Genomic DNA, 20,248 nt, shown 5'->3' on the forward strand with positions numbered 1-20,248 from the left:
CCGCGGCGCAGCCGCATGCCCGGGTGGCGGAAGCGCACGCCCGGGCGCCCCCGGCGGGCCGGCCCGGCCGGCCGCGGCCTGGCATAGAGTCGGCACGGACGCCCCGTCAGCACGTCGGAGGAGAACACCCGTGACCACGGACCCGCGCCCCGTCCCGGAGCTGGCACCCGAGGCCGTCGAGGAGTGGCGCGCCGAGGAGGCCGAACTCGTCGACCTGCTCGCCCGCGCCCGGCACCGCGTCGGCGGCGTCGCCGCCTTCCGACTCGGACCGACACCGACCGTCCTGGTCACCGACCCGGCGGCCGTGCAGCACGTCCTCGGCCGCCACCCGGAGCGCTACGTCAAGCGCTCGCACCGCGCCCGGATGCTGGTCGGCGACGGCGTGCTCTCCGCCACCGGGGACGCCTGGAAGCGCCAACGACGGCTGCTGCAGTCCCAGTTCACCGGCACCGGGATACGCCGCTACGAGCGGCGGATCGCCGCCGCCGCCCGCCGCACGGCCGACCGCTGGGAGGGGTACCGCCGCAGCGGCGCGACCTTCGACCTCGCCGAGGAGATGCGCGGCTTCGCCCTGGACACCGTCTGGCGGGCCCTCACCGGGCTGCCGCTGGACGACCACACCGACCGCGAACTCCGCGCGGTGGAGCGGGTGGTGGCGGTGATGCCGACCCTGCCGAGCAACGCCGCCGACGCCCGCGACGCCGTCGCCGGGGAGCTCGCCCGGATCGACGCCGTCGCCCAGGCCGCCATCGACACCGCCCGCGCGGCCGTCGACACCGAGGAACCCGGCGTGCTGCGCGTCCTGCTCGACGCCGCCGACCGGCACCCCGAGTACACCGACCGGCTGATCCGCGACGAGCTGGTCACCCTGCTCGTCGCCGGCCACGAGACCACCGCCACCACCCTGACGTGGCTCTACCTCCTGCTCGACCGCAACCCCGCCGCCCACCGGGCCCACCGGGACGACCCGCAGGCCCTGGTCAGCGAGACCCTGCGGCTCTACCCCTCCGCCTGGCTGCTGCCGCGCCACGCGGTCGAGGACGACGTGCTCGCCGGGCACCGCATCGCCGCCGGCACCGACGTCCTGGTCTGCCCCTTCCTCACCCACCGCGACCCGGCCCTGTGGCCCGACCCGGAGCGCTTCGACCCGGCCCGCTTCACCGCGGCCGGCACCCGCCCCGGCCCGCTCGGCGCCTACCTCCCGTTCGGCCTCGGCGCCCGCGCCTGCCTGGGCACCCAGTTCGCCCTCCGCGAGACCACCGCCCTGCTGGAGCTGCTGCTCCCGCTCGGCCTGCCCACGTTCCACTCCATCCCCACCGGCGCCTCCTACAGCATCACCGTCCGCCCCGACGGCCCCACCCCCGCGGTGCTGCGGTAGCGCCCGGCGGCCCGCGCCCCGCCTCCGACGCCCGACACGCGCCCCCGACGGCGTGGCACCGCCCCTCGCCACGGGCCGCCCCCCGATACTCCGGGTGACCCGTACGAGAGGACACCGATGGAATTCCTGGTCGACATGGTGACCACCGTCCCCGAGGGCACCTCCGCGGAGGCGGTCGCCGACATCCGCACCCGCGAGGCCGAGCGGGCCCGCGAACTCGCCTCCCAGGGGAACCTGTTGCGGCTCTGGCGGCCCCCGCTGACCCCGGGCGAGTGGCGCACCTGGGGGCTGTTCTCCGCCCCGGACGCCGAACGGCTGGAGCAGCTCCTCGCCTCGATGCCGCTGCGGGTGTGGCGGCGGGACACCGTCACCCCGCTCACCCCGCACCCCAACGACCCCGGATCCGCAGGTGCCCGATGAACGACGAAGCCGTCCTGCACGAGGTCCTCGACCGCTGGAAGGGCGCCGTCGACGCCCACGATCCCGACCGGGCCGCCGCCTGCTTCACCGAGGACGCGATCTTCCAGGGCCTGCACCCCTACTCCGTCGGACGGGCGGGCGTCGCCGGGTACTACGCCTCCCAGCCGCTCGGCATGACCGCCGCCTACCGCGTCCAGGAGACCCGCCGCCTCGCCGACGACCTCCTCCTCGGCTACCTCGCCGTCGACTTCTCCTTCACCGACCGCCCCACCCTGACCGTCAACCTCGGCGTCCTGCTCCGGCGGACCGCCGACGGCTGGTCCATCGCCCACTACCAGGTCTCGCTGCTCCCCTGACCACCCGCCGTCACAGAACTCCCGACCGGCCCCCGTCACAATCCCCCGCCGTGATCCGTCGGACCTCCGGAAGCACCGACCGCCCCGAGAGGAACCGCCGTGGAAACCCGATCGATCACCACCGAGATCCCGCTCCGCCCCCGCATGACCCAGGACCCGGTCGAGCTCGTCCCCGAGCTCGCCGAGGTCTCGGCCGCGCTGTTCAAGGCCACCGGCAACCGCACCGTACCCCGCACCACCATCAGCCTCGTCCAGCTGCGGGCCGGCCAGCTCGCCGGAAGCACCTACCTGACCGTGCTGCACACCGGCTTCCTCCGCAAGGCCGGCGAGTCCGAGGAACGCATCACCTCGGTCTCCTCCTGGCAGGACTCGCCGTACTTCAGCGCCCCCGAGCGCGCCGCCCTCGCCCTCGTCGAGGCCGTCCTGCAGCCCAACCCCCACGGCGAGCGCGTCACCGACGCGCTCTACGCCGAGGTCGCCGCGCACTACGACGAGCGGGCGCTCACCACGCTGACCGCGGCCATCGGCCAGGTCAACTTCTTCACCGCCATCGCCCTGATCGCCAAGCCCGTCCCCGGCCGCTCCTTCACCGATCCCTGGGCCTGACGCCCGGGCGGGCCGGGGTGGGGCGGGGCCCGGTGGACCGTACCGGTCACCGTCCTCAGCCGTTCGGGGGACAGCTCGGCACCCGCCGTGCGCCGCCCGCCCCACCCGGGCATCCGTGACCCCGCCCGGCCCTGCGAACACCCGGAGGGCGGCAGCGAGGAGACACCATGGACGACGAGCAGGTCGTGCCCGCCCAGGACGCCGCATTCATCTCACTGAGGGAGTACGCCACACCCGAAGCCGCCCCCGCCCTGCACCGACTGCTCGCCGGGATCGACGCCTCCGACCACCCGCTGGCGCTCCCGCTGTCCTTCTCCGGAGTGAAGGTGCTCGGCGACGTCGTCACCGGCGACGCCACCGTCAACCTCTCCCTCGGAGAGGAGCCCACCGGATCGTTCTGGGTGCTGTTCTTCACCCCCCAGGACGACACCGGAATCCCCCTGCCCCCTCCCCACGGCGACCGCACCGGCGGCACCGCCATCCTCTTCCCCGGCGCCACCAGCGTCCTCTCCCCCGCCGCGCCGGCCGCCGACCGCCGCCGCGGCTACTGCGTCGAGGCCCCCCAGGTCATCACCTCACCGGCCGGCGTGCTCGTCGCCGGCCGGTGCGACCTCTTCGGCGACCACACCCTGCTGGGCGGGCTCGGCTTCCAGGTCACCCTGGGGCTGCTGCCGTAGTACGGCCCGGGCCCGGGTGCCGGTGGCGCACCCGGGCCCGGACCGCAAGGGGCCCGCCGCACCGCGGCCGACGCGCGGCGGGCCCCGGCCCTCAGTAGTCCACCAGGTCGAACACGGTGGCCGCCCGGAACGCCTCCTCCATCTCCGGACCGGGCCGCTCGAACCCCGCGAGGCCTACCGGCCCTCCCTCCTCCGCGGGCTCGGCGTCCCCGCCGAAGACGTCACCGGTCAGTTCCAGGATCGCCTGGTTGGCCGCCACGTGGTCGCGCAGCCGCCGCTCGTAGGCCGGGAACGCGGACAGGTGGTCGCCGTCCGCCGCGGACAGCTCCCCGGCCAGGACGTAGGCGGCCGTCAGCGCCACGCTGGTGCCCTGACCGGTCAACGGCGAGCAGCAGAAGCCCGCGTCACCGACCAGCGCCACCCGCTCCTTCCACCAGCGCTCCATCCGGACCTGGGCGACGACGTCGTAGTGGAAGGCCTCCGACTCCCACATCTCCCGGAGGAACCGCGGCACCTCCCAGCCCAGGTGGGCGCAGCGCTCGGCGACCAGCCGGCGCTGGTCGCCGCGGTCGCGGGGCAGCATCCGGTCGAGCGGCTCGTCGCTGCGGAAGCCGACGAAGACCCGCAGCTCGGTGTTCTCCCGGGCCGTCATCACCAGGCAGTTCCACCCGGTGTCGCCCCCGTTCTGGTGGAGCACCTCCCAACGGTCGAGGCCGAGGTGGTTGGGGACGCTCCAGCCCGCGATGAAGGTGTCGAGGGGGTGGAGGAAGTCGCCCTCCGGGCCGAAGACCAGACGGCGGGTGTTCGAGTGCAGGCCGTCGGCGCCCACCACCAGGTCGAAGGCCTCCTCGGCGCCGCCGCGGAACCGGACCTGCACGCCGTCCCGGTGCTGCACCAGGGTCTCGATCGAGTCGCCGAACCGGTACTCGACGCCCGGGCCGGTGGCGCCCGCGATCAGGCCCGCGAGCTCGTCGCGCAGGATCTCCACGTCGGGCCCGCCGACCGGGCCGCCGCTGGCCGTCCACTCCGTGGTGCGGCCCAGCTCGCGGCCCTCGCCGTCGACCAGGGACATCCCGCGCAGGCCGGTCCGGCGCGCCCGGACCTCCTCCAGCAGGCCCATCCGTTCGACGACCTCCAGCGCGTTGCCGCGGATGTCCACGGCCTGGCCGCCGCCGCGCAACGACGGCGCGCGCTCGACGACGGTGACGCGGAAGCCGTAGCGCTCCAGCCAGTAGGCCAGCGCGGTGCCGGCGATCCCGGCGCCGGAGACCAGGACCGAGGTCGTCCGGGCGCCGCGCGGCGGAGTGGTCCCGTCGGGCAGGGCGGTGACGTCAGGCGGGGTGGTTCCGTCGGGCGGGGTGGTGTTCGACATGCTGGGTCTCCCGTGGGTCGGTGCTGCATCCGTCGACCACCCTCGCCCTGCCCGCTCACAGCACACGAACAAACCGCTGACACCACCGGCAGCCCGCTGACAGCATCCTGACGTTACGTCATGTCGCGCCTGGCGCGGCACCGTCGAGCGCTCGGCCGGACCCCTCGATCGGCGCACCACCGCCCCGGGGACGTCCCTCCTTCGGCCGGGACGGCCGGGGGACGCGCTGCTCAGGCGCGTGGGACGGAATCCCGCCGTCCCGGGACGCAGCCGGTGGATGGCGATCTTTCCGACCCCTGCCACAGGCTGGGCGTCGCCGACGGGGCGTCACACCCGTCGGTGCAAGGCACCTTCACTGAACGGCACCTTCACTCGATCACGGGGAGCCACCACATGTTCAAGAAGACCGTCGCCTCACTAGCCGTCGCCGCGAGCCTCGCCCTCGGCGCGGGCGTCGCCCTCGCCCCCGCGGCCCAGGCGGCCCCGTCGGGCTGCAACTCCGGCGGCCTGTGCGTCTACTGGAACTCCAACTACGGCGGCGCGGTCCAGACCGTCTACCAGGACAACAACGACCTGAGCCAGTACAACAACTTCGCACACAGCTACGGGGGTTCGGCGTACAACAACGGCAACAGCTGCAGCGTCGTCGTCTACGCCCAGAAGAACGCCCAGGGCCAGGGCTGGATCCTCTACCGCGGCCAGGGCTGGACCTTCATCGGGGACAACCTGCCGAGCATCCTCTCCAACCGCTGGTGCACGGTCTGACCCGGTCGTGAACACCAGGATCGCTCTCGCCCTCGCGGCGTCGCTCCTGGGCCTCGGTGCCGCCGGATGCTCCTCGTCCGGCGGCACCACCACGCCCGGGGCCCAACCACGTCCCTTCGACGGCGTCACCCACTACGACGAGCAGCAGCGCCTCGCCCTGCACGGCGCCGAGGAGAGCCTCGTCGCCTCCTGCATGCGCGGGCGCGGCTTCGACTACCGCCCCGCGGGCCTCACCACCGGGGACCACCGGGTCGACGCCAACCCGTACGGCCTCCTCACCGGCGCCCAGGCCGCCGCCGACGGCTTCGGCGTCATCAGCACGGCGCTGGACCTGAAGCCGGCCGCCGACCCCAACCAGGCGCACGCCGGGGAGGAGCCCTGGCAGGCCGCACTGCTGGGGACGGAGGCGCACCGGGTCACCGTCGACCTGCCCGACCGGCAGCAGTTCTTCTACAACGACGACTCCTGCCTCGCCTCGGCCCGCGACTCCCTCTACGGCCCGGACTACTTCCGCCTGTTCAACACCTTCCAGGTGCTCGGCGGCAAGGTCGTCGCCGGCGTCCGGGCCGACGGCCGGTTCACCGCCGCCGAGGCGCGCTGGCGCGACTGCATGAGCGCCGCCCACCGGCCGGCCACCCACCTGGGCGACCCGGTGGCCGCGATCGACCAGCAGGTCGAACAGGACGGCACCGACCCGGCGAAGACCCGCGAACTGATCGGCGGCGAACTCGCCCTCGCCGGGGCGAGTGCCCGCTGCCAGCAGCAGGCCGGCCTCGCGGACGCCGTCGCCCGGGCCCAGGCCGACGTCGAGCGGACCGTCCTCGGCGCGGACCAGTCGCTGCTCGACCAGCTGCGCACCCTGCGCGGGCGGGCCCTCGCCCGGGCGAGCCACCCGACGTCCTGACCCGCGAGCCCCCGCACCGGTCTGCCGCCCCCACGCGGCGGTCCGGTGCGGGGGCGTTCTCAGTGGCGGTGGTGGTTGTCGGGCTGGTCCGGGTCGCCGGGGTGTTCGAGGCCCTCGACGAGGGTGAGGCGGCGGGCGCGCTGGTGGTCGAGCCAGCGGACGAAGGCTGCGCGGCGGGCGGCGTCCCGCAGGGCGGGGGCGGGGTCGGGCGGCCGGGGAGGGGCGGAGGTGGCGAGCAGGGCGGCGGTCCACGGGCCCGCGGTGACCCACCGGCCCGCCGGGGCCGCGCGGAGGGCGTCGGCGAGGGCCAGCGGGAGGGTGTCGGGGTCGGCCTCGATCTCGCCGTCGGGGAGGGCGAGGCGCCAGGTCCGGGCGGGTGGGCGGGCGGTGAGTTCGCGGTAGCGGGCGACGTCCGCGGGCGCGGCCTCGACCTCGGCGGTCACGGCGTCGTGGACGGCGCGGACGGCCGCGCTGCCCTCGTAGGCGGCCGCCGTGATGGAGCCGAGCTCGACGGCGGCCCGCTGGTCGAGCCGGGCGGGGCCGGAGGCGTCGACCGGCAGCCCGCGCTCGGCGGCGACGGCCTCGCAGAGCGCCTCGGTCAGCAGCACCTGGGCGACCCACCGGGTGAGCTGCCGGTCCTCCGGGCTCCCCGGCTGCGGCAGGGCGGTGGCGCGCGGTCCGGCCCGCAGGGCGGCCAGCCGCCGGTCGAGCGCGGTGCGCGGCAGGGGGCGGCCGTCGAGCAGGCCGAGGGCCCGGTCGGCCGCTCGGCCGGTCATGCCCGCACCTCCAGGGCGACGGTCGGGGCGTACTGGCAGCGGCCGAACCACATCACCTTGGCCAGGGCCCAGGAGGAGCCGGGGGCGAGCGATTCGGGGGCGGAGATCGTGTAGTCCACGGTGACGGAGGAGCCGGCCGGGACGGTGAAGCCGCGCACCGGCTCGGCGATCGCCTCCCACGTGCCCCACGGCGAGACGAGCTGGAGCTCGCCGCGGATCTCTCCGCACGTCCGGTTGGTGAGTGTGACGCCGAGCGTGGCGCGGCCGCCGGGGGCGACCCGTACCGTCCGGTTCGGGGCGTCGACGTCCAGGCCGGTGTCCCGGCCGGTGAGGGCCTTGGTGCCCTGGGCGGCCGTCCAGTCCTCGGGTGATTCCCCGGCCGCGGGGAGCAGGGCGGGGAGCTCGCCGACGGCGATCGTCACCACGTCCTCGATCTGCTGCCCGTCGTGGTCGATCCGGACGGCCGCGAAGTGCAGTCCGGGCCGGGCGCCGGCCGGCGGGGTCAGGGTGACCGGGAAGCGCAGGTGCCCTCCGGGCTCCAGCCGGTAGGGGCGGCTGCCGGGGGCGGCGGTCCAGCCCTCGGGCGGCAGCACCACGGCCGTGCCCTCGACGGCGGTGTCGCGCAGCTGCGAGGCGAGGGCGACGGAGAGGGTGACGGGCTCCCCGGCCGTCCGCAGCAGGCCGGGCGAGGCGCCGACGGAGACGGGCAGGTAGCCGAGGGGTGCGGGGCCGCGGTTGTGCAGCCAGTAGCGGGCGTGCACGGGCTGGGCGGCTTCGGCGGCCGGGCCGAGCAGCGGGCCGTCCGGCGGCGCCGCGACGCCGGGGGTGGCCAGCAGGGTGGCGATCCGGGAGCCGGTGAGGTGCACGGTCCCGGTGGCTGCGCCAGCTTCGCCGGTGGCCCGTTCGAGCAGGTCGGCGTGGTGCAGCGGGCCGAGGCCGAGCGCGCCGGTGAGCCGTGCGGTCCGGCCGAGGCCGGTCGATTCGAGCAGCCGGAGGGCGAGTTCGGGCCCGGTGGGTGCGGCCGAGCCGTGGGCGACCGGGTTCCCGGCGGGTTTGAGGGTGCCGAGCAGGACCTCCCGCTGCGGCTCGACCCGCAGCCAGGACAGCGTGGCGGGGAGCGGGCCGTCGTGGGCGGGGGCGAGCCGGGCGTGCAGGGGGTGGTTGAACTCCTGGCCCTGGGCGGGCAGCGCCTGGTCCCTCCAGTCGCCCGCGCCGCCGACCAGTGCGTAGTGGAACTCGTGCGTCCAGTGCTGGAGTTGGAAGGAGGCGCCGTCGGGCAGGGTGCGCCGGGGCGGGTCGATCCAGACGCCGGAGGGCCAGCCGGTGCAGGAGCGCATCAGGGAGAGGTGGAGGGCTCCGGTGGGGTCGACGGCGAATCCGGGGAGTCCGAAGCTCAGCAGGGCGACGGTGTGGTCGACGAGGCGGTCCGCGACCGGGACGGGGCAGACGGCGGTGATCCGGGCGTCGGCGAGGTCGGCGACGAGGGTGTCCGGGTCGGCGACCACGAGGGCGGGCAGCGCCCGCAGGTCGCGCAGGTCGGCGTCGGGCCGCCAGACGTCGGCGAGCGGGGTGAGGGCGGGGATCCAGACGGCACCGTGGGCCTTGAGCACCGTCGCGTACTCCTCGCCGGCGCGTTCGATCAGCTCCCGGGCCGCGGCGTTGCGCTCCGGACCGCCGAGGACGATCCGTACGTCGGGCAGGTTGGAGTCGACCTCGAGCCAGCCGTAGCGCGCCCAGTCGGCGCCGGAGGTGGTGGCGGTGACGCCGGCCCGGGCGAGGGCGACGACCAGGGGCCGGGCGTCGGCGGCGTCGTCCAGGGCGGGGACGACGACCTCGGCGACGCCGAGGGCCCGGGTGCCGGTCGGGGTGCCCGCCGGGTCGGTCAGTTCGGCCCGTGCGGTGGCGCCGAGCCCGAACCAGGTGTTCGCCGGGTTGTCGAGGGTCCAGGGCGCCTCCGCCGAATCGACGTCCGGCAGGGCGAAGCCGCGGCCGATGACCGCACCGGCGACCTCGCTGACCGGGAGCGCGCCGGGCAGGTCGACGGGGAAGCGCAGCCGCAGCAGGCGGTCGGCTCCGGAGTGGTCGACGACCCGGGTGCGGCAGTCGACCCGGTCGAGGCCGTGCCAGAGCGTCACGGTCTGCTCGTAGCGGATCCCGTCGACCGACCCGCCGATCAGCAGCCGTTCGCCGAGCGGGCCGGTCTCCCGGCGGACCGTCGCCGCGGCGTCGCCGGAGCCGAGCACCGGGCCGCTGGGCACCAGGTGCCAGGGGCCCTCGCCGAAGTCGGGGTGCTGCGGGTACTCCTGGTACACGCGCAGCTCGTTGCCGATCCGGCCGTCCCGGACCAGTTCGCGGTCGTGGGCGAGGTCCTGGACGGAGCTGAGCCCGCCGCCGCGGGCGGGTTCGGCGGTGACCCGGTACCGGCCGTTGGCGATGGTGCTGCCGGGGGCGGCCGTCCAGGCCGGGGGCGGCGTGCCGTCCACCAGCCGCCAGGTGCGCCAGCCGAGGGCGGGGACGTCGGTGGCGAGGAAGTGCAGGGTGCCGTGGTCGACGGCGCTGGGCACGGGTTCGCCGCGGTCGTCGAGCACCCGGACCGACCGCCCGTCCGGGGGCAGCGGGACGGCCACCAGGTCGGTGCGGTCGAAGGAGAGGGTGTTGGTCACCACGACGGCCCGGCCGGCTCCGATGGTGCGGATCCGCGAGGCGAGCGCGTCCAGGGCCGTGTCGCGCACGGCGGTGGCGAGGTCGTGCGCCTCGCGCCAGCCGCCGAGCAGGTCGAGGTAGACCTGGTCGGACTCGGAGCCGGTGATGGCGTCGTGGTGGGCGCCGTAGGCGAGGTGGCGCCAGACCTTGTCGAGCGCGGCGGACGGGTAGCGGCCGAGTCCGTGGACGGCGGCGAGGGTGGCGAGCTTCTCGGCGTCGACCGCCGCGACCTCACCGGCCCGCTGGGCCTGTTTGGTGTCGATGTACGAGACGTCCTTGCCGGTGTAGACCGGGTTCATGTCGCGGGTCTGCGGGCTGGGCCGGCGGCCGGTGGCGGCGAGTTCGGCCCGGACGGCGTCGAGGAAGTCGCGGGGGACGGCGCAGACGAAGCGCGGCCAGAGGTACTTGGCGGCCCAGGAGCGGTGGATCGCGGTGACCCACTTGTTGGGCGGGGTGTAGTCGGTGCCGACGGGCAGCAGCAGGTTCTTCGTCGCCCCGACGGGCTTGAGCTTGCGGTACAGCTCGTAGACGGCCTGTTCGGCGGTGGCGAGGTCGGGTGCGGAGTCCATCCACCAGCCGGCCGAGTAGTGGTGCGGCATGTAGTGGGTGAGCACGCCCTCCCCGGAGGGCGCGATCCACTCGAACTCGCTCGGGAACTGCATCACCCGGGCGTCGTCCTTGGCCTCGCGGAAGTTCTTCTGGATCGGTCCCCACTGGTGGAAGGGGCCGCGGGCCCAGGCGCTGCCGGTGAGGCCGGCCGCGGCGAGGTGGCCGGGGAACTGCGGGTCGTGCCCGAACACGTCGAGCTGCCAGGCGGTTCGCGGGTCGCCGCCGAGCACGTCGCGCTGGTAGCCGATGCCGTGGACGATGTTGCGGATGGTGGTCTCGGCGCCGGTCAGGTTGGTGTTGGGCTCGTTGTAGGTGCCGCCGACGAGTTCCACCTGGCCGCGTTCCAGCAGCCGCCGCAGGGTCTCGCGGCGCTCCGGGTGCTGGTCGAAGTACGGTTTCAGGTAGTCGACTTCGGCGAGGACGAACTTGTAGACCGGGTCCCGCAGGGCGAGGTCGAGGTGGGCGTCGACGAGGGCGAAGCCGTTGCGCTCCCAGAGCGGCCGGGTGGTGGCGTCGGCGGAGAGCAGCTCCCAGGGGGAGGTGTAGGCGGCCTGGGTGTTCCACCAGACCGGGTCGTAGTGGAAGTGCGAGACCAGGAACATCGTCCAGCCGGGCTCGGCGACCTCGACGACGCCCTGCGCGGACGCCTCCTCGGCGGCGACCCGCCCGGACGCGTCCCCGGCGCCCCGCGCGGCCGGGTGCCCGGCCGTCACGGTGACGGCACGGTGCTCGCCGGGGCGGGCACCGGTGATCTCCAGGGGGACGTCGACCGTCCCCGTGCCGGTCGCCGCGCCGCGCACGCCCGGGCCGCCGACGGTGATCCGGGCGGGCTCCGGGCCTTCGAGCGTGACCCGCAGCACTTGGCGCGGGGCGTCCTCCGGCCCGACGAACAGGTCCGTACTCTCGACGGCGGTGATGGTGACCGGCACGGGGTGGTCCTTTCCGACGGAGGGGCTGGGGGCTGTCCGGTGGACTCCCTAGACTCCCCAGGCCTCGAACTCGTAGATGCGGGCGGCCGGGTCGGTGGTCTGGGTGGGTTTGGTGACGACCAGCCGGACGTAGCGGGCGGCGGTGGCCACGGGGTGGGTGGTGGTGGCGGCGGTGTTGCCGGTGACGGTGGCGACGGTCGTCCAGGGGTCGGTGCTGGTCGAGCGGACCTGGATCGAGAAGTCGCGCGTGTTGTAGGACGCGCTCTCGCCGCCCGCCGACGCGTGCTTGACCACGAAACTGGACAGCTGCTTCGCCGAGCCGAGGTCCACCTCCAACCACTTTCCGCTGGTCAGTGTGCACCACTTGTCGCCGTTGCCGCCGGTGACACTGCCGTTGACGGCCTTGGCCGGGCCCTCCGCGGCGTTGCACTGGCCGGAGGCGGTGGCGGGGCGGTTCAGCGCGAGGTTGCTGCCGGTGGAGGGGGTGCCGTTCCAGCCGACCGTGGTGGAGGCGGCCGTGGAGCGGCCGTAGGTGGTGGAGACGGCCTCGACGTCCAGCGTGGTGGTGTCCTCGGTGCCGGCCCGGTCGAGCCTGCCGACGAAGTAGGCGTCGTTGGGCGTCGCGCCGAGGAAGGTCCGGCTGCCGTCGGCGTTGCGGCGGTACACCTCGTAGTGGTGGACGTTGCCGCCCGGGGCGGCCGTCCAGGAGAGCCGCAGGGACTGGCTGCTGCCGGCGGTCACGTCGCTCGCGCCGAGGACGGTCAGGCCGGTGGGTGCGGCGGGGGCGGTGGCGGCGCCGTCGTGCACGGCGAGCTGGCCGATCCGCACGTCGTACGCCGGGTCGGCGCCCTCGGCCCGGAGCCCGATCTGGGCGATCGTGCGGCCGGCGTACGGGGAGAGGTCGAGGCTGTGCTTCTCCCATCCCGTACCGGAGTTCGCGCCGAGGTCGAGGGTGGTGAAGGTGCTCGGCGCGTCGGTGAAGGAGACCGCGGCCTTGAGCTTGGTCGGCCCGGCGGCCGGGGTCCTGACCACCACGTCCAGCCGGGTGTCCGCCGCGACGGGCAGCCGGGTCTCGTACAGCCGTACGGTGTTGGCGGCGTCCAGGGTGCCGGTGAGGCGCAGCGAGGAGCCGCCCTGGTAGGCGTCGGTGAAGTCGACGGAGGGGGTGAGCCGGCTGCCGGCCGAGTCGACCGTCCAGCGGTAGGTGGGCGGGACGTCCTGGAGGGACAGGTTGTTCCAGCCGCCGGTGGCCACCCGGGTGCCGGCCGCGTTGTAGAAGTCGCCCTGCCCGGTGTTGAAGTTGGTGACGAAGGGCTTGCTCGTGACGGGCGAGGACTCGGCGACGTAGCCGGCCAGGCCGGGCCAGGCCGCGGCGGGGTCGGCGCGGGACGGGTCGCCGTTCGGGCCGACCCAGTAGCGGGCGTCCTTGGCGTAGAAGTCGGCGCGGTCGGTGGCGGACTTCCAGGTCCACTCGGGCCGGTAGAGGCCGAGCGAGGTGGTGTGCGGCTGCCCGGCGGGGAAGAGGGTGTTCCAGTCGACGCCGGTGTTGTAGCCGTTGGCCTCGGTGTCGATGCCGGAGTAGAGGTCGTACTCGCTGCGGCCGAGTTGCCGGGCCAGCGCGCGCGAGGAGTCCAGGCCGGACCGGCTCCAGTCGAAGTTCAGGAACATCGAGTCCGCGGTGCGTTTCGAACCGTCCTGGAGGAAGGGCGAGTTGGCGGAGGTGAGGGCGTTCTGCCAGTTGACCGCGCCGGAGGTGGTCATGGCGTCGTACCACATGAACTCGGTGCCGCTCCGGGCCTTGGTGTACTGCATGAGGTTGCGCACTTCGGTGGCGAGTGAGGAGTCGCCGCCGCCGGTCTCCTGGTTGATGAACCAGCCGTCGAAGCCGTAGTACTGGGCGGCCTGGGCGAGCTTGTCGGCGACGGGGTAGCGGCTGCCGGACTTCTGGACGAAGTCGCGCACCCACTGGGTCTGGCCGCCGTAGGCGGCGGGCGGGAAGAACACGGTGCCGTAGACCTTGACGCCGTTGCGGTGGGCGGCGTCGATGACGGTCGGGTTGGGGGCGAGGATCAGGCCCTCGCCGGCCGAGCCGCCCCAGAACACCAGTTTGTCGACGTACTGCCAGTAGCCGAAGGCGTAGTAGTTGGGGTCGGCGGAGCCCTGCGAGGGGTTGTTGGAGGTGGGGCCGAAGGAGACCAGCGAGGCGATCCTGCCCTCGCCGGCCCGGGCGTTGGGGTTGGCCCTGAGCGCCGGGTCGCTGGTGCGCGGCTGGAGCGGGACGCGGGAGCGGTTGAACCGGGCGTCCGGGTCGGTGGCCGGGTCCCAGGTGAGGATGGTGTCGGGGTACCAGTACGAGGCGTAGGGCTGGTTGCCCGCGGCGGCGGCCGCCGGCCCGGGCGCGGCGACCGCTGCCGGGTCGGCCCGGGCCGCGGGGGTGGCGGTCAGGGCGGCCGTCGCGAGGGCGGCGCTGAGCAGCAGGGGGAGGCGTCGTGACATGCGGTGGCTCCGATCGGGCGGAGGGGGGTGGGGGCGGGCCCGCCGTGGTGTGCGGGGCCCGGCTGCATGTGGGCGTGCCGGTGCTGGGAGCTGGTCGGTGCCGGTCCGGGCGGCACCGGGGCGCGTGGCGCCGGAGTACGGGGCACCGGAGTGCGTGGCGCCGACGGGCGTGGTGCCGGAGTACGGGGCGCCGTTGCGCGCGTGGTGCGGGAGGTACCGGGGTGGCGGCACGGGTGGGGGTCCTCGCCGCTGCGGTGGTTCCCCGGGCGTACGGGGCGCAGCGGGAGCCGGACGGAGTGCGGCGGAGCGCGCCGAGCGGCTCCCGCTCGGCGCTGCGAGGCTAAACCGGTTCAGAACCGCTGTCAACGACTCGCGCAGGAACCACCCCGGGGAGCGAACCGGCCCCGGAACGGGCCGCCGCCCCGGCGGCCGGCCCGGCCGTGGAGGGGGTCGCCGGAGCGGCGGGGGCACCGCCGGGGGCGCCCGGCGGCGAGGTGGACTCCCGGACGGTCAGCCGCGGCGTGGGCATCTGCAGGTCCCGGCCTGGCCCGGCCCCGTCGAGGGCCTCCAGCAGGCTGCGGGCCACCTGCTCGCCGAGCGCGAAGGTGTCCCGGCTGAGCGCGGTCAGCGGCGGGTGGACGATCCGGGCGAGCACCGAGTCGTCGAAGGACACGATGGACAGCTCGCCGGGCACCGCGACGCCCATCTCCCCCGCCACGCCGAGCCCGGCGACGGCCATCACGTCGCTGTCGTAGACGATCGCGGTGGGCCGCCGGGCGCGGGAGAGCAGCGTGCGGGTGGCGGCCGCACCCTCGGCGTCGCTGAAGTCGGTGGGCACCGAGACGGCTTCCTCCAGGCCGAGCCGGCGGGAGGCGTCGCGCAGCGCGCGGATCCGGCGCTGGGTGTGCTGGAAGTGCGGCAGCCCGGCCAGGTGGGCGATCCGGCGGTGCCCGACGGCGGCCAGGTAGTCGACGATCGAGAGCATCGCCTCCCGGTCGTCGGCCCAGATCCGGAGCTGGTTGCCGCCCTTGCCGGGGCCGCCGAGGACGACGGCGGGCAGCCCCAGTTCGTCCAGCACGGGCAGTCGCGGGTCCCTGACCTGCAGGTCGACCACGATGAAGCCGTCGACCCGGTGCTCGGAGGCCCAGCGGCGGTAGACCCCGATCTCGGCGGCGGTGTCCTCGACCACCATCAGGTGCAGCGCGACCGAGCTGGCCGAGAGCACCGCCTGGAGTCCGGAGAGCAGCTGGCTGAAGAACGGCTCGACGCCGATGGTGCGGGCCGGGCGGGCGATCACCAGGCCGACGGCGTCGGACCGGGCGCCGCCGAGGGCCCGGGCGGCGCTGTGCGGGCGCCAGTTCATCTCCTCCGCGACCCGCAGGATCCGGGCCCTGGTCGCCTCGCTGACGCCCGGGCGGCCGTTGAGCGCGAAGGACACCGCGCCCTTGGAGACACCGGCCTGGCGGGCGATGTCGGCGATCGTCGGTCTGCCCAAGGGACCCGACTCCTCTCTTGACATCCAAGTTTAGGCGGGAGCATAGTCCCTGCCATAGCTAGACCGGTTTAGTTGGTTGGACAGTACGTGAGTCAGGTGCCGGAATCCGGCACGACCCCCGAGCTCGGCACGATCCCCCACCCACCCCCCCCAGGACCGGGAGACCCTCATGCGAAGAATCTGGGCGGCACTGACGACGACGGCCCTCACCGCGGCGGCGCTCACCGGCTGCGGACTCGGCTCCGGCGACACCAAGAACGGCGACAGCGTGGCGAGTGCGGCCGCCACCGGCGAGGTCAAGGGCAAGGTCTCGCTGCAGACCTGGGCGCTCAAGCCGAAGTTCACCGACTACGTGCAGGGCGTGATCGACGGTTTCAAGAAGAAGTACCCCGGCGTCGAGGTCGAGTGGCTCGACCAGCCCGGGGAGGGCTACTCCGACAAGGTGCTCAGCCAGGCCGCCGCCGGCACCCTGCCCGACGTGGTCAACCTCCCGCCGGACTTCGCCCTCCCGCTGAGCAGGAAGGACCTCCTGCTGGACGTCGCCAAGGCCGACCCGAAGCTCGCCGACGAGTACGTCGCCGGCGGTGTGGACGCCTACCGCTTCGCCGGCCGGCAGGGCGTCTTCGGCTACCCCTGGTACCTCAACACCGATGTGAACTACTGGAGTTCCGAACTCCTCACGAAGAACGGACTGGACCCGAAGAAGCCCCCGACCAGCCTGGACGAGCTCATCGCCCAGGCCCGGGTGATGAAGGAGAAGTCCGGCGGCCAGACCTACCTGATGAGCCGCAAGCCGGGCCTCGGGGACCTCTACAACGCCGGCGTGAAGATCATGTCCGACGACGGCACGGCCTTCACCTTCAACACCCCCGAGGCCGCCGCGCTGCTCGACAAGTACCGGGACGCCTTCAAGGAGGGCCTGCTGCCCAAGGACGTCCTGACCAACACCTACGCCGGGAACACCAAGCTGTTCAACGCGGGCACCGTGGCCTGGACGACCGCGGGCGCCAACTACATCACCAGCCTCGCCACCGACAACCCGACCCTCGCCCCGAAGGTCGTCTCCTCACCCGCGTTCGCCACCCCGCCGCTGTACGTCCAGGGCCTGTCCATCCCCAAGAACACCAGGAACCCGGCCGCCGCGGTCGCCCTCGCCCGCTGGGTCACCAACGCCGAGAACCAGGCCGCCTTCGCCCACCTGACCAGCATCTTCCCGTCCACCAAGGCCTCCGCGAACGACCCGTTCTTCAGCAAGGGCGACGGCACCAACGCGGGCGACGCCAAGGTGGTCGCCTTCACCTCGCTGGCCAAGGCCAAGCTGATCCAGCCCGTCCAGGTCGACGACGCGATGAGCACCGTCATCAACCAGCAGATCGCCCTCGCCATCAGCGGCGACGCGAGCTCCAAGCAGGCGCTGGACACCGCCGTGGAGCAGTGCGACAAGCTGCTCAAGGGCTGACCCCGGCACGCTCCGTCCGACCACCGGCGACGCGGCGGGCCCCCACCCGCCGCTCCCGGGCACGACCCGCACCACCCCAGGCCCCAGGAAGGCAGGCGCATGACCCACCGGCGTTGGTTCACCCCCTGGCTGCTCGCCGGGCCCGCGATCGTCTGGCTGGCCGTCTTCAACCTCTGGCCGGCCGTCAACACGGTGATCCTGTCCTTCACCAACGCCAAGCCCCTGGGCGGCGGCCGCTTCACCGGCCTGGAGAACTACGGCCGCCTGCTGGACGACGCGCAGCTCGCCGACGCCCTGCTCAACAGCATCGTCTTCATGCTGGTCTGCCTGCCCCTGCTGACCGTCCTGCCGCTGCTGCTCGCCCTGCTCGTCCAGCGGAGGATCCCCGGCATCACCTTCTTCCGCACCGCCTTCTACACCCCGGTGATCGCCTCGGCCGTCGTGGTGGCGCTGATCTGGGGCTGGGTCCTGGACGACCGGGGCCTGGTCAACGGACTGCTCCGGCAGACCGGGCTGGCCGACTCCCCGGTCTCCTTCCTCACCGACCGCTGGCTGCTGCTGTTCAGCGCGATCGCCCTGACCGTCTGGAAGGGCCTCGGCTACTACATGGTCATCTACCTGTCCGCCCTCGCCAACGTCCCGCGCGAGCTGCACGAGGCGTCGGCCGTGGACGGCGCCGGGCCGGTCCGCCGGTTCTGGCACGTCACCCTGCCCGGGGTCCGGCCGACCATGGTCCTGGTCTCCGCGCTGATCTCGGTGAGCTCGCTGCGCGTCTTCTCCGAGCTGTACGTGCTCTCCAACGGCCAGGGCGGCCCCGGCGGGCGGGACATGTCGGTGGTGATGCTCATCCAGATGTACAGCCGCGGCTTCAACGGCCACCTCGGCTACGCCTCGGCGCTCAGCCTGCTGCTGTTCGTCGTCACGCTCGGCCCGATGCTGTTCCTGATGCGCCTGAACCGGAAGGCGGCCTGATCCCGTGACCACCGTCCGCCCGAACACCGCGGGGGCCCCCGGAGCGGCCCCGGCCCCCGCGGAGCCGGCCGCCGCCGGGACCGCCGGGTCCCGCGGGGGCTCCCACACCTCCCGCGCCCCCCGCACCTCCCGGGGCTCCCGGGGCTTCAACACCGCCTCCCCCGCCCAGACCGCCGTGCGCTACCTGCTCCTGCTGCTCGTCCTGCTGCTGGTCGTCGGCCCCTTCCTGTGGCAGCTCTCCACCTCGCTCAAGGGCCCCGCCGAGGACGTCTTCACCCGCACCCCCGTCTTCGTGCCCGAGCAGCCCACCCTCGGCAACTACGGCAAGGTCGCCGAGACCATCCCGGTGTGGACGTACGCGCTGAACTCGGTGATCGTCGCCGCGGTCTGCATCACCGGCAACGTGGTCGGCTGCACCCTGGCCGGCTACGCGCTCGCCCGGCTGCGCTTCCGCGGCGCCAGGCTCGTCCTCGGGCTCTTCCTCGCCACGCTCGTCCTGCCCGGCGAGGTCACCATCGTCTCCCAGTACGTGCTGGTGCGCGGTCTCGGCCTGGCCGACACCCTGGCCGGCGTCGCCCTGCCGGGCTCGATCGCCATGCTCAACGTGCTGCTGATGCGCACCGCCTTCGCCGCCGTGCCGGTCGAGCTCGACCAGGCCGCGCTGGTGGACGGCGCCACCGTCTGGCAGCGGCTGTGGCACATCGGCCTGCCGAACGTGCGCGGCATGATCAGCGTGATCGTGATCTTCACCTTCATCGGCGCCTGGGACGACTTCCTCTGGCCGCTGATCGTGCTCAACGACCCGCAGAAGTACACCCTCACCGTCGGGCTCCAGTACCTCAACGGCACCTTCTCCGCCAACCCCCGGCTGATCGCGGCCGGCACGATGATCGCCTTCCTGCCGATCGTCGTGGTGTTCGGCGTCTGCCAGCGCTTCTTCTTCAAGGGCGTCGAGGAGGGAGCCGTCAAGGGGTAGGTCCACTCCGGACCGGCCCCGGCGCCACCGTCCGCACGCCCCCCCACCACGTCGAGGAAGCCATCCGATGACCACCGCTCCCCGCTTCGGCGTCAACTACACCCCCAGCGTCGGCTGGTTCCACCACTGGCTCGACTTCGACCTCGACGCCGTGCGCGCCGACTTCGACTCCATCGCCGCCCTCGGCCTGGACCACGTCCGGGTCTTCCCGCTCTGGCCGCTGTTCCAGCCCAACCGCAGCCTGATCCGCCCGCGCGCCGTCGACCAGCTGGCGGACCTGGTGGTCGCGGCCGGTGAACGCGGGCTGGACGTCGCGGTGGACGGCCTGCAGGGCCACCTGTCGAGCTTCGACTTCCTGCCCTCGTGGACGCAGACCTGGCACCGGCGCAACCTCTTCACCGACCCCGAGGTCGTCGAGGGCCAGGCCGCCTACCTGCACACCCTCGCCGGAGCGCTGCGCGGGCGGCCCAACTTCCTCGGCATGACGCTCGGCAACGAGATCAACCAGTTCTCCGGCGGGCCGCACCCCGACCCCGACCGGGCCACCCCCGCCGAGGTCGAGGCCTGGCTGCGCCGGATGCTCGACGCCTGCGAGTCGGCCGCCCCCGGCCGGCTGCACCTGCACGCCTCCTACGACGCCGCCTGGTACCTGGACGAGCACCCGTTCACCCCCTGGCACTCGGCCCGGCTCGGCGCCGCCACCGCCGTGCACTCCTGGGTGTTCAACGGCACGGCCCAGCGCTACGGCGCCCACTCCACCGCCACCGCGCAGCACGCCGCGTACCTGGTCGAGCTCTCCAAGGCCTGGGCGGACGACCCGGCCCGCCCGGTCTGGCTGCAGGAGGTCGGCGCGCCGGCCCCGCACATCACGCCGGAGGACGCCGCCCGGTTCACCGGCGCCACCGTCGAGGCCGTGCTGGACTGCCCGGACCTCTGGGGCGTCACCTGGTGGTGCTCCCACGATGTCGACCGGTCCCTCGCCGACTTCCCCGAACTCGAGTACAGCCTGGGCCTGCTGACCACCGGGCGGAAGGTCAAGCCGGCCGGCGCCCGGCTCGCCGAGGCCGCCGCCGAGGCCCGCCGCTCCTGGCGGCCGCCCCGGCCGCGCAGCACCGCCCTGGTGGTCGCCACCGGCGACGAGGTGACCTCCCCGAAGCGCTCGGTCTGCGGCCCCGGCGGCCCGGTGTACGAGGCGTTCATGCGCCTCGCCGAGGACGGCGCCCGCCCGACCACCGTCCTCGCCGAACGCGCCGAGGACCGCGCCCACCTCGCGGCGCGCGGAATCACCGAGGTGGTCCACCCCGACGACGTACCTTGCCCGTAGTCCGACCCCCTCAGTCACCCAACGGAGCCCG

16 protein-coding genes are annotated in these 20,248 nt (G+C 74.1%); 11 read left to right on the forward strand and 5 right to left on the reverse strand.

Going from position 1 to position 20,248, the window contains the following annotated elements; translation table 11 throughout:
- The first annotated feature begins 130 nt into the window (after window positions 1–130).
- The 5 genes from ACIA8Q_RS15895 (at window position 131) to ACIA8Q_RS15915 (ending at window position 3,437) form a co-directional block, all read left to right on the forward strand.
- Window positions 131–1,378 carry a cytochrome P450 gene (locus tag ACIA8Q_RS15895; RefSeq protein ID WP_396317319.1) on the forward strand — a complete coding sequence of 416 codons (1,248 nt, stop codon included), beginning with the start codon at window positions 131–133 and terminating at the stop codon, window positions 1,376–1,378.
- A 117-nt stretch (window positions 1,379–1,495) separates the two neighbouring features.
- Window positions 1,496–1,798 (forward strand): muconolactone Delta-isomerase family protein, encoded by a 303-nt coding sequence (locus ACIA8Q_RS15900; protein WP_360208486.1) that lies wholly within the window; start codon window positions 1,496–1,498, stop codon window positions 1,796–1,798.
- Window positions 1,795–2,154, forward strand: coding sequence for an SgcJ/EcaC family oxidoreductase (locus ACIA8Q_RS15905; RefSeq protein WP_360208483.1), 360 nt, complete (start codon window positions 1,795–1,797; stop codon window positions 2,152–2,154). The genes ACIA8Q_RS15900 and ACIA8Q_RS15905 overlap by 4 nt, the downstream gene beginning before the upstream one ends.
- A gap of 99 nt (window positions 2,155–2,253) precedes the next feature.
- Window positions 2,254–2,760 (forward strand): carboxymuconolactone decarboxylase family protein, encoded by a 507-nt coding sequence (locus ACIA8Q_RS15910; protein WP_387899729.1) that lies wholly within the window; start codon window positions 2,254–2,256, stop codon window positions 2,758–2,760.
- Between the two features lie 167 nt (window positions 2,761–2,927).
- The gene (locus ACIA8Q_RS15915) at window positions 2,928–3,437 is read left to right on the forward strand and encodes a hypothetical protein (protein ID WP_360208480.1); all 510 of its coding nucleotides are present in this window, start codon (window positions 2,928–2,930) and stop codon (window positions 3,435–3,437) included.
- Window positions 3,438–3,528: 91 nt separating this feature from the next.
- On the opposite strand, the gene ACIA8Q_RS15920 is transcribed toward ACIA8Q_RS15915, so the two are convergent.
- Window positions 3,529–4,809: an FAD-dependent monooxygenase gene (locus tag ACIA8Q_RS15920; RefSeq protein ID WP_360208477.1), complete on the reverse strand. Its 1,281-nt coding sequence runs from the start codon at window positions 4,807–4,809 to the stop codon at window positions 3,529–3,531.
- Between the two features lie 393 nt (window positions 4,810–5,202).
- On the opposite strand from ACIA8Q_RS15920, the gene ACIA8Q_RS15925 reads away from it, so the two are divergent.
- Entirely contained in the window at window positions 5,203–5,574 is a 372-nt protein-coding gene (locus ACIA8Q_RS15925) for a peptidase inhibitor family I36 protein (protein WP_360208474.1), read from the forward strand.
- Window positions 5,575–5,581: 7 nt separating this feature from the next.
- Window positions 5,582–6,478: a hypothetical protein gene (locus tag ACIA8Q_RS15930; RefSeq protein WP_387899735.1), complete on the forward strand. Its 897-nt coding sequence runs from the start codon at window positions 5,582–5,584 to the stop codon at window positions 6,476–6,478.
- A 59-nt stretch (window positions 6,479–6,537) separates the two neighbouring features.
- Here the strand turns inward: ACIA8Q_RS15930 and ACIA8Q_RS15935 are convergent, their stop codons facing one another.
- The 4 genes from ACIA8Q_RS15935 to ACIA8Q_RS15950 all read right to left on the reverse strand — a co-directional run bounded on the left by ACIA8Q_RS15935 (window position 6,538) and on the right by ACIA8Q_RS15950 (window position 15,486).
- The gene (locus ACIA8Q_RS15935) at window positions 6,538–7,254 is read right to left on the reverse strand and encodes a hypothetical protein (RefSeq protein WP_360208469.1); all 717 of its coding nucleotides are present in this window, start codon (window positions 7,252–7,254) and stop codon (window positions 6,538–6,540) included.
- A complete protein-coding gene (locus tag ACIA8Q_RS15940; protein ID WP_396317320.1) occupies window positions 7,251–11,495 on the reverse strand; it encodes an NEW3 domain-containing protein in 4,245 nt (1,414 codons plus the stop codon). Before ACIA8Q_RS15940 ends, ACIA8Q_RS15935 begins: the two co-directional genes overlap by 4 nt.
- Before the next feature lie 48 nt (window positions 11,496–11,543).
- Window positions 11,544–13,991, reverse strand: a complete 2,448-nt coding sequence (locus ACIA8Q_RS15945; protein WP_396317321.1) for a discoidin domain-containing protein — start codon at window positions 13,989–13,991, stop codon at window positions 11,544–11,546.
- Window positions 13,992–14,331: 340 nt separating this feature from the next.
- Window positions 14,332–15,486: a LacI family DNA-binding transcriptional regulator gene (locus tag ACIA8Q_RS15950; protein ID WP_387899739.1), complete on the reverse strand. Its 1,155-nt coding sequence runs from the start codon at window positions 15,484–15,486 to the stop codon at window positions 14,332–14,334.
- Between the two features lie 169 nt (window positions 15,487–15,655).
- On the opposite strand from ACIA8Q_RS15950, the gene ACIA8Q_RS15955 reads away from it, so the two are divergent.
- From ACIA8Q_RS15955 to ACIA8Q_RS15970, 4 genes are all read left to right on the forward strand, one after another.
- The gene (locus ACIA8Q_RS15955) at window positions 15,656–16,945 is read left to right on the forward strand and encodes a sugar ABC transporter substrate-binding protein (RefSeq protein WP_360208457.1); all 1,290 of its coding nucleotides are present in this window, start codon (window positions 15,656–15,658) and stop codon (window positions 16,943–16,945) included.
- Window positions 16,946–17,044: 99 nt separating this feature from the next.
- Window positions 17,045–17,917, forward strand: a complete 873-nt coding sequence (locus ACIA8Q_RS15960; RefSeq protein ID WP_360208454.1) for a sugar ABC transporter permease — start codon at window positions 17,045–17,047, stop codon at window positions 17,915–17,917.
- 4 nt (window positions 17,918–17,921) lie between these two features.
- Window positions 17,922–18,893 carry a carbohydrate ABC transporter permease gene (locus ACIA8Q_RS15965; protein WP_396317322.1) on the forward strand — a complete coding sequence of 324 codons (972 nt, stop codon included), beginning with the start codon at window positions 17,922–17,924 and terminating at the stop codon, window positions 18,891–18,893.
- Window positions 18,894–18,960: 67 nt separating this feature from the next.
- Complete coding sequence (locus tag ACIA8Q_RS15970) at window positions 18,961–20,217, forward strand: glycosyl hydrolase (RefSeq protein WP_360208450.1); 1,257 nt, start codon at window positions 18,961–18,963, stop codon at window positions 20,215–20,217.
- Window positions 20,218–20,248: the final 31 nt, after the last annotated feature.

Source organism: Kitasatospora sp. NPDC051705 (genome assembly GCF_044453265.1).
Taxonomy (GTDB): Bacteria; Actinomycetota; Actinomycetes; order Streptomycetales; family Streptomycetaceae; genus Kitasatospora.

Excerpts from the sequence above, each read along its gene's own strand:
- ACIA8Q_RS15900 (WP_360208486.1), top strand. The coding sequence starts at position 1,496 with ATGGAATTCCTGGTCGACATGGTGACCACCGTCCCCGAGGGCACCTCC.
- ACIA8Q_RS15905 (WP_360208483.1), top strand. The coding sequence starts at position 1,795 with ATGAACGACGAAGCCGTCCTGCACGAGGTCCTCGACCGCTGGAAGGGC.
- ACIA8Q_RS15915 (WP_360208480.1), top strand. The coding sequence starts at position 2,928 with ATGGACGACGAGCAGGTCGTGCCCGCCCAGGACGCCGCATTCATCTCA.
- ACIA8Q_RS15920 (WP_360208477.1), bottom strand. The coding sequence starts at position 4,809 with ATGTCGAACACCACCCCGCCCGACGGAACCACCCCGCCTGACGTCACC.
- ACIA8Q_RS15925 (WP_360208474.1), top strand. The coding sequence starts at position 5,203 with ATGTTCAAGAAGACCGTCGCCTCACTAGCCGTCGCCGCGAGCCTCGCC.
- ACIA8Q_RS15935 (WP_360208469.1), bottom strand. The coding sequence starts at position 7,254 with ATGACCGGCCGAGCGGCCGACCGGGCCCTCGGCCTGCTCGACGGCCGC.
- ACIA8Q_RS15945 (WP_396317321.1), bottom strand. The coding sequence starts at position 13,991 with ATGTCACGACGCCTCCCCCTGCTGCTCAGCGCCGCCCTCGCGACGGCC.
- ACIA8Q_RS15955 (WP_360208457.1), top strand. The coding sequence starts at position 15,656 with ATGCGAAGAATCTGGGCGGCACTGACGACGACGGCCCTCACCGCGGCG.
- ACIA8Q_RS15960 (WP_360208454.1), top strand. The coding sequence starts at position 17,045 with ATGACCCACCGGCGTTGGTTCACCCCCTGGCTGCTCGCCGGGCCCGCG.
- ACIA8Q_RS15970 (WP_360208450.1), top strand. The coding sequence starts at position 18,961 with ATGACCACCGCTCCCCGCTTCGGCGTCAACTACACCCCCAGCGTCGGC.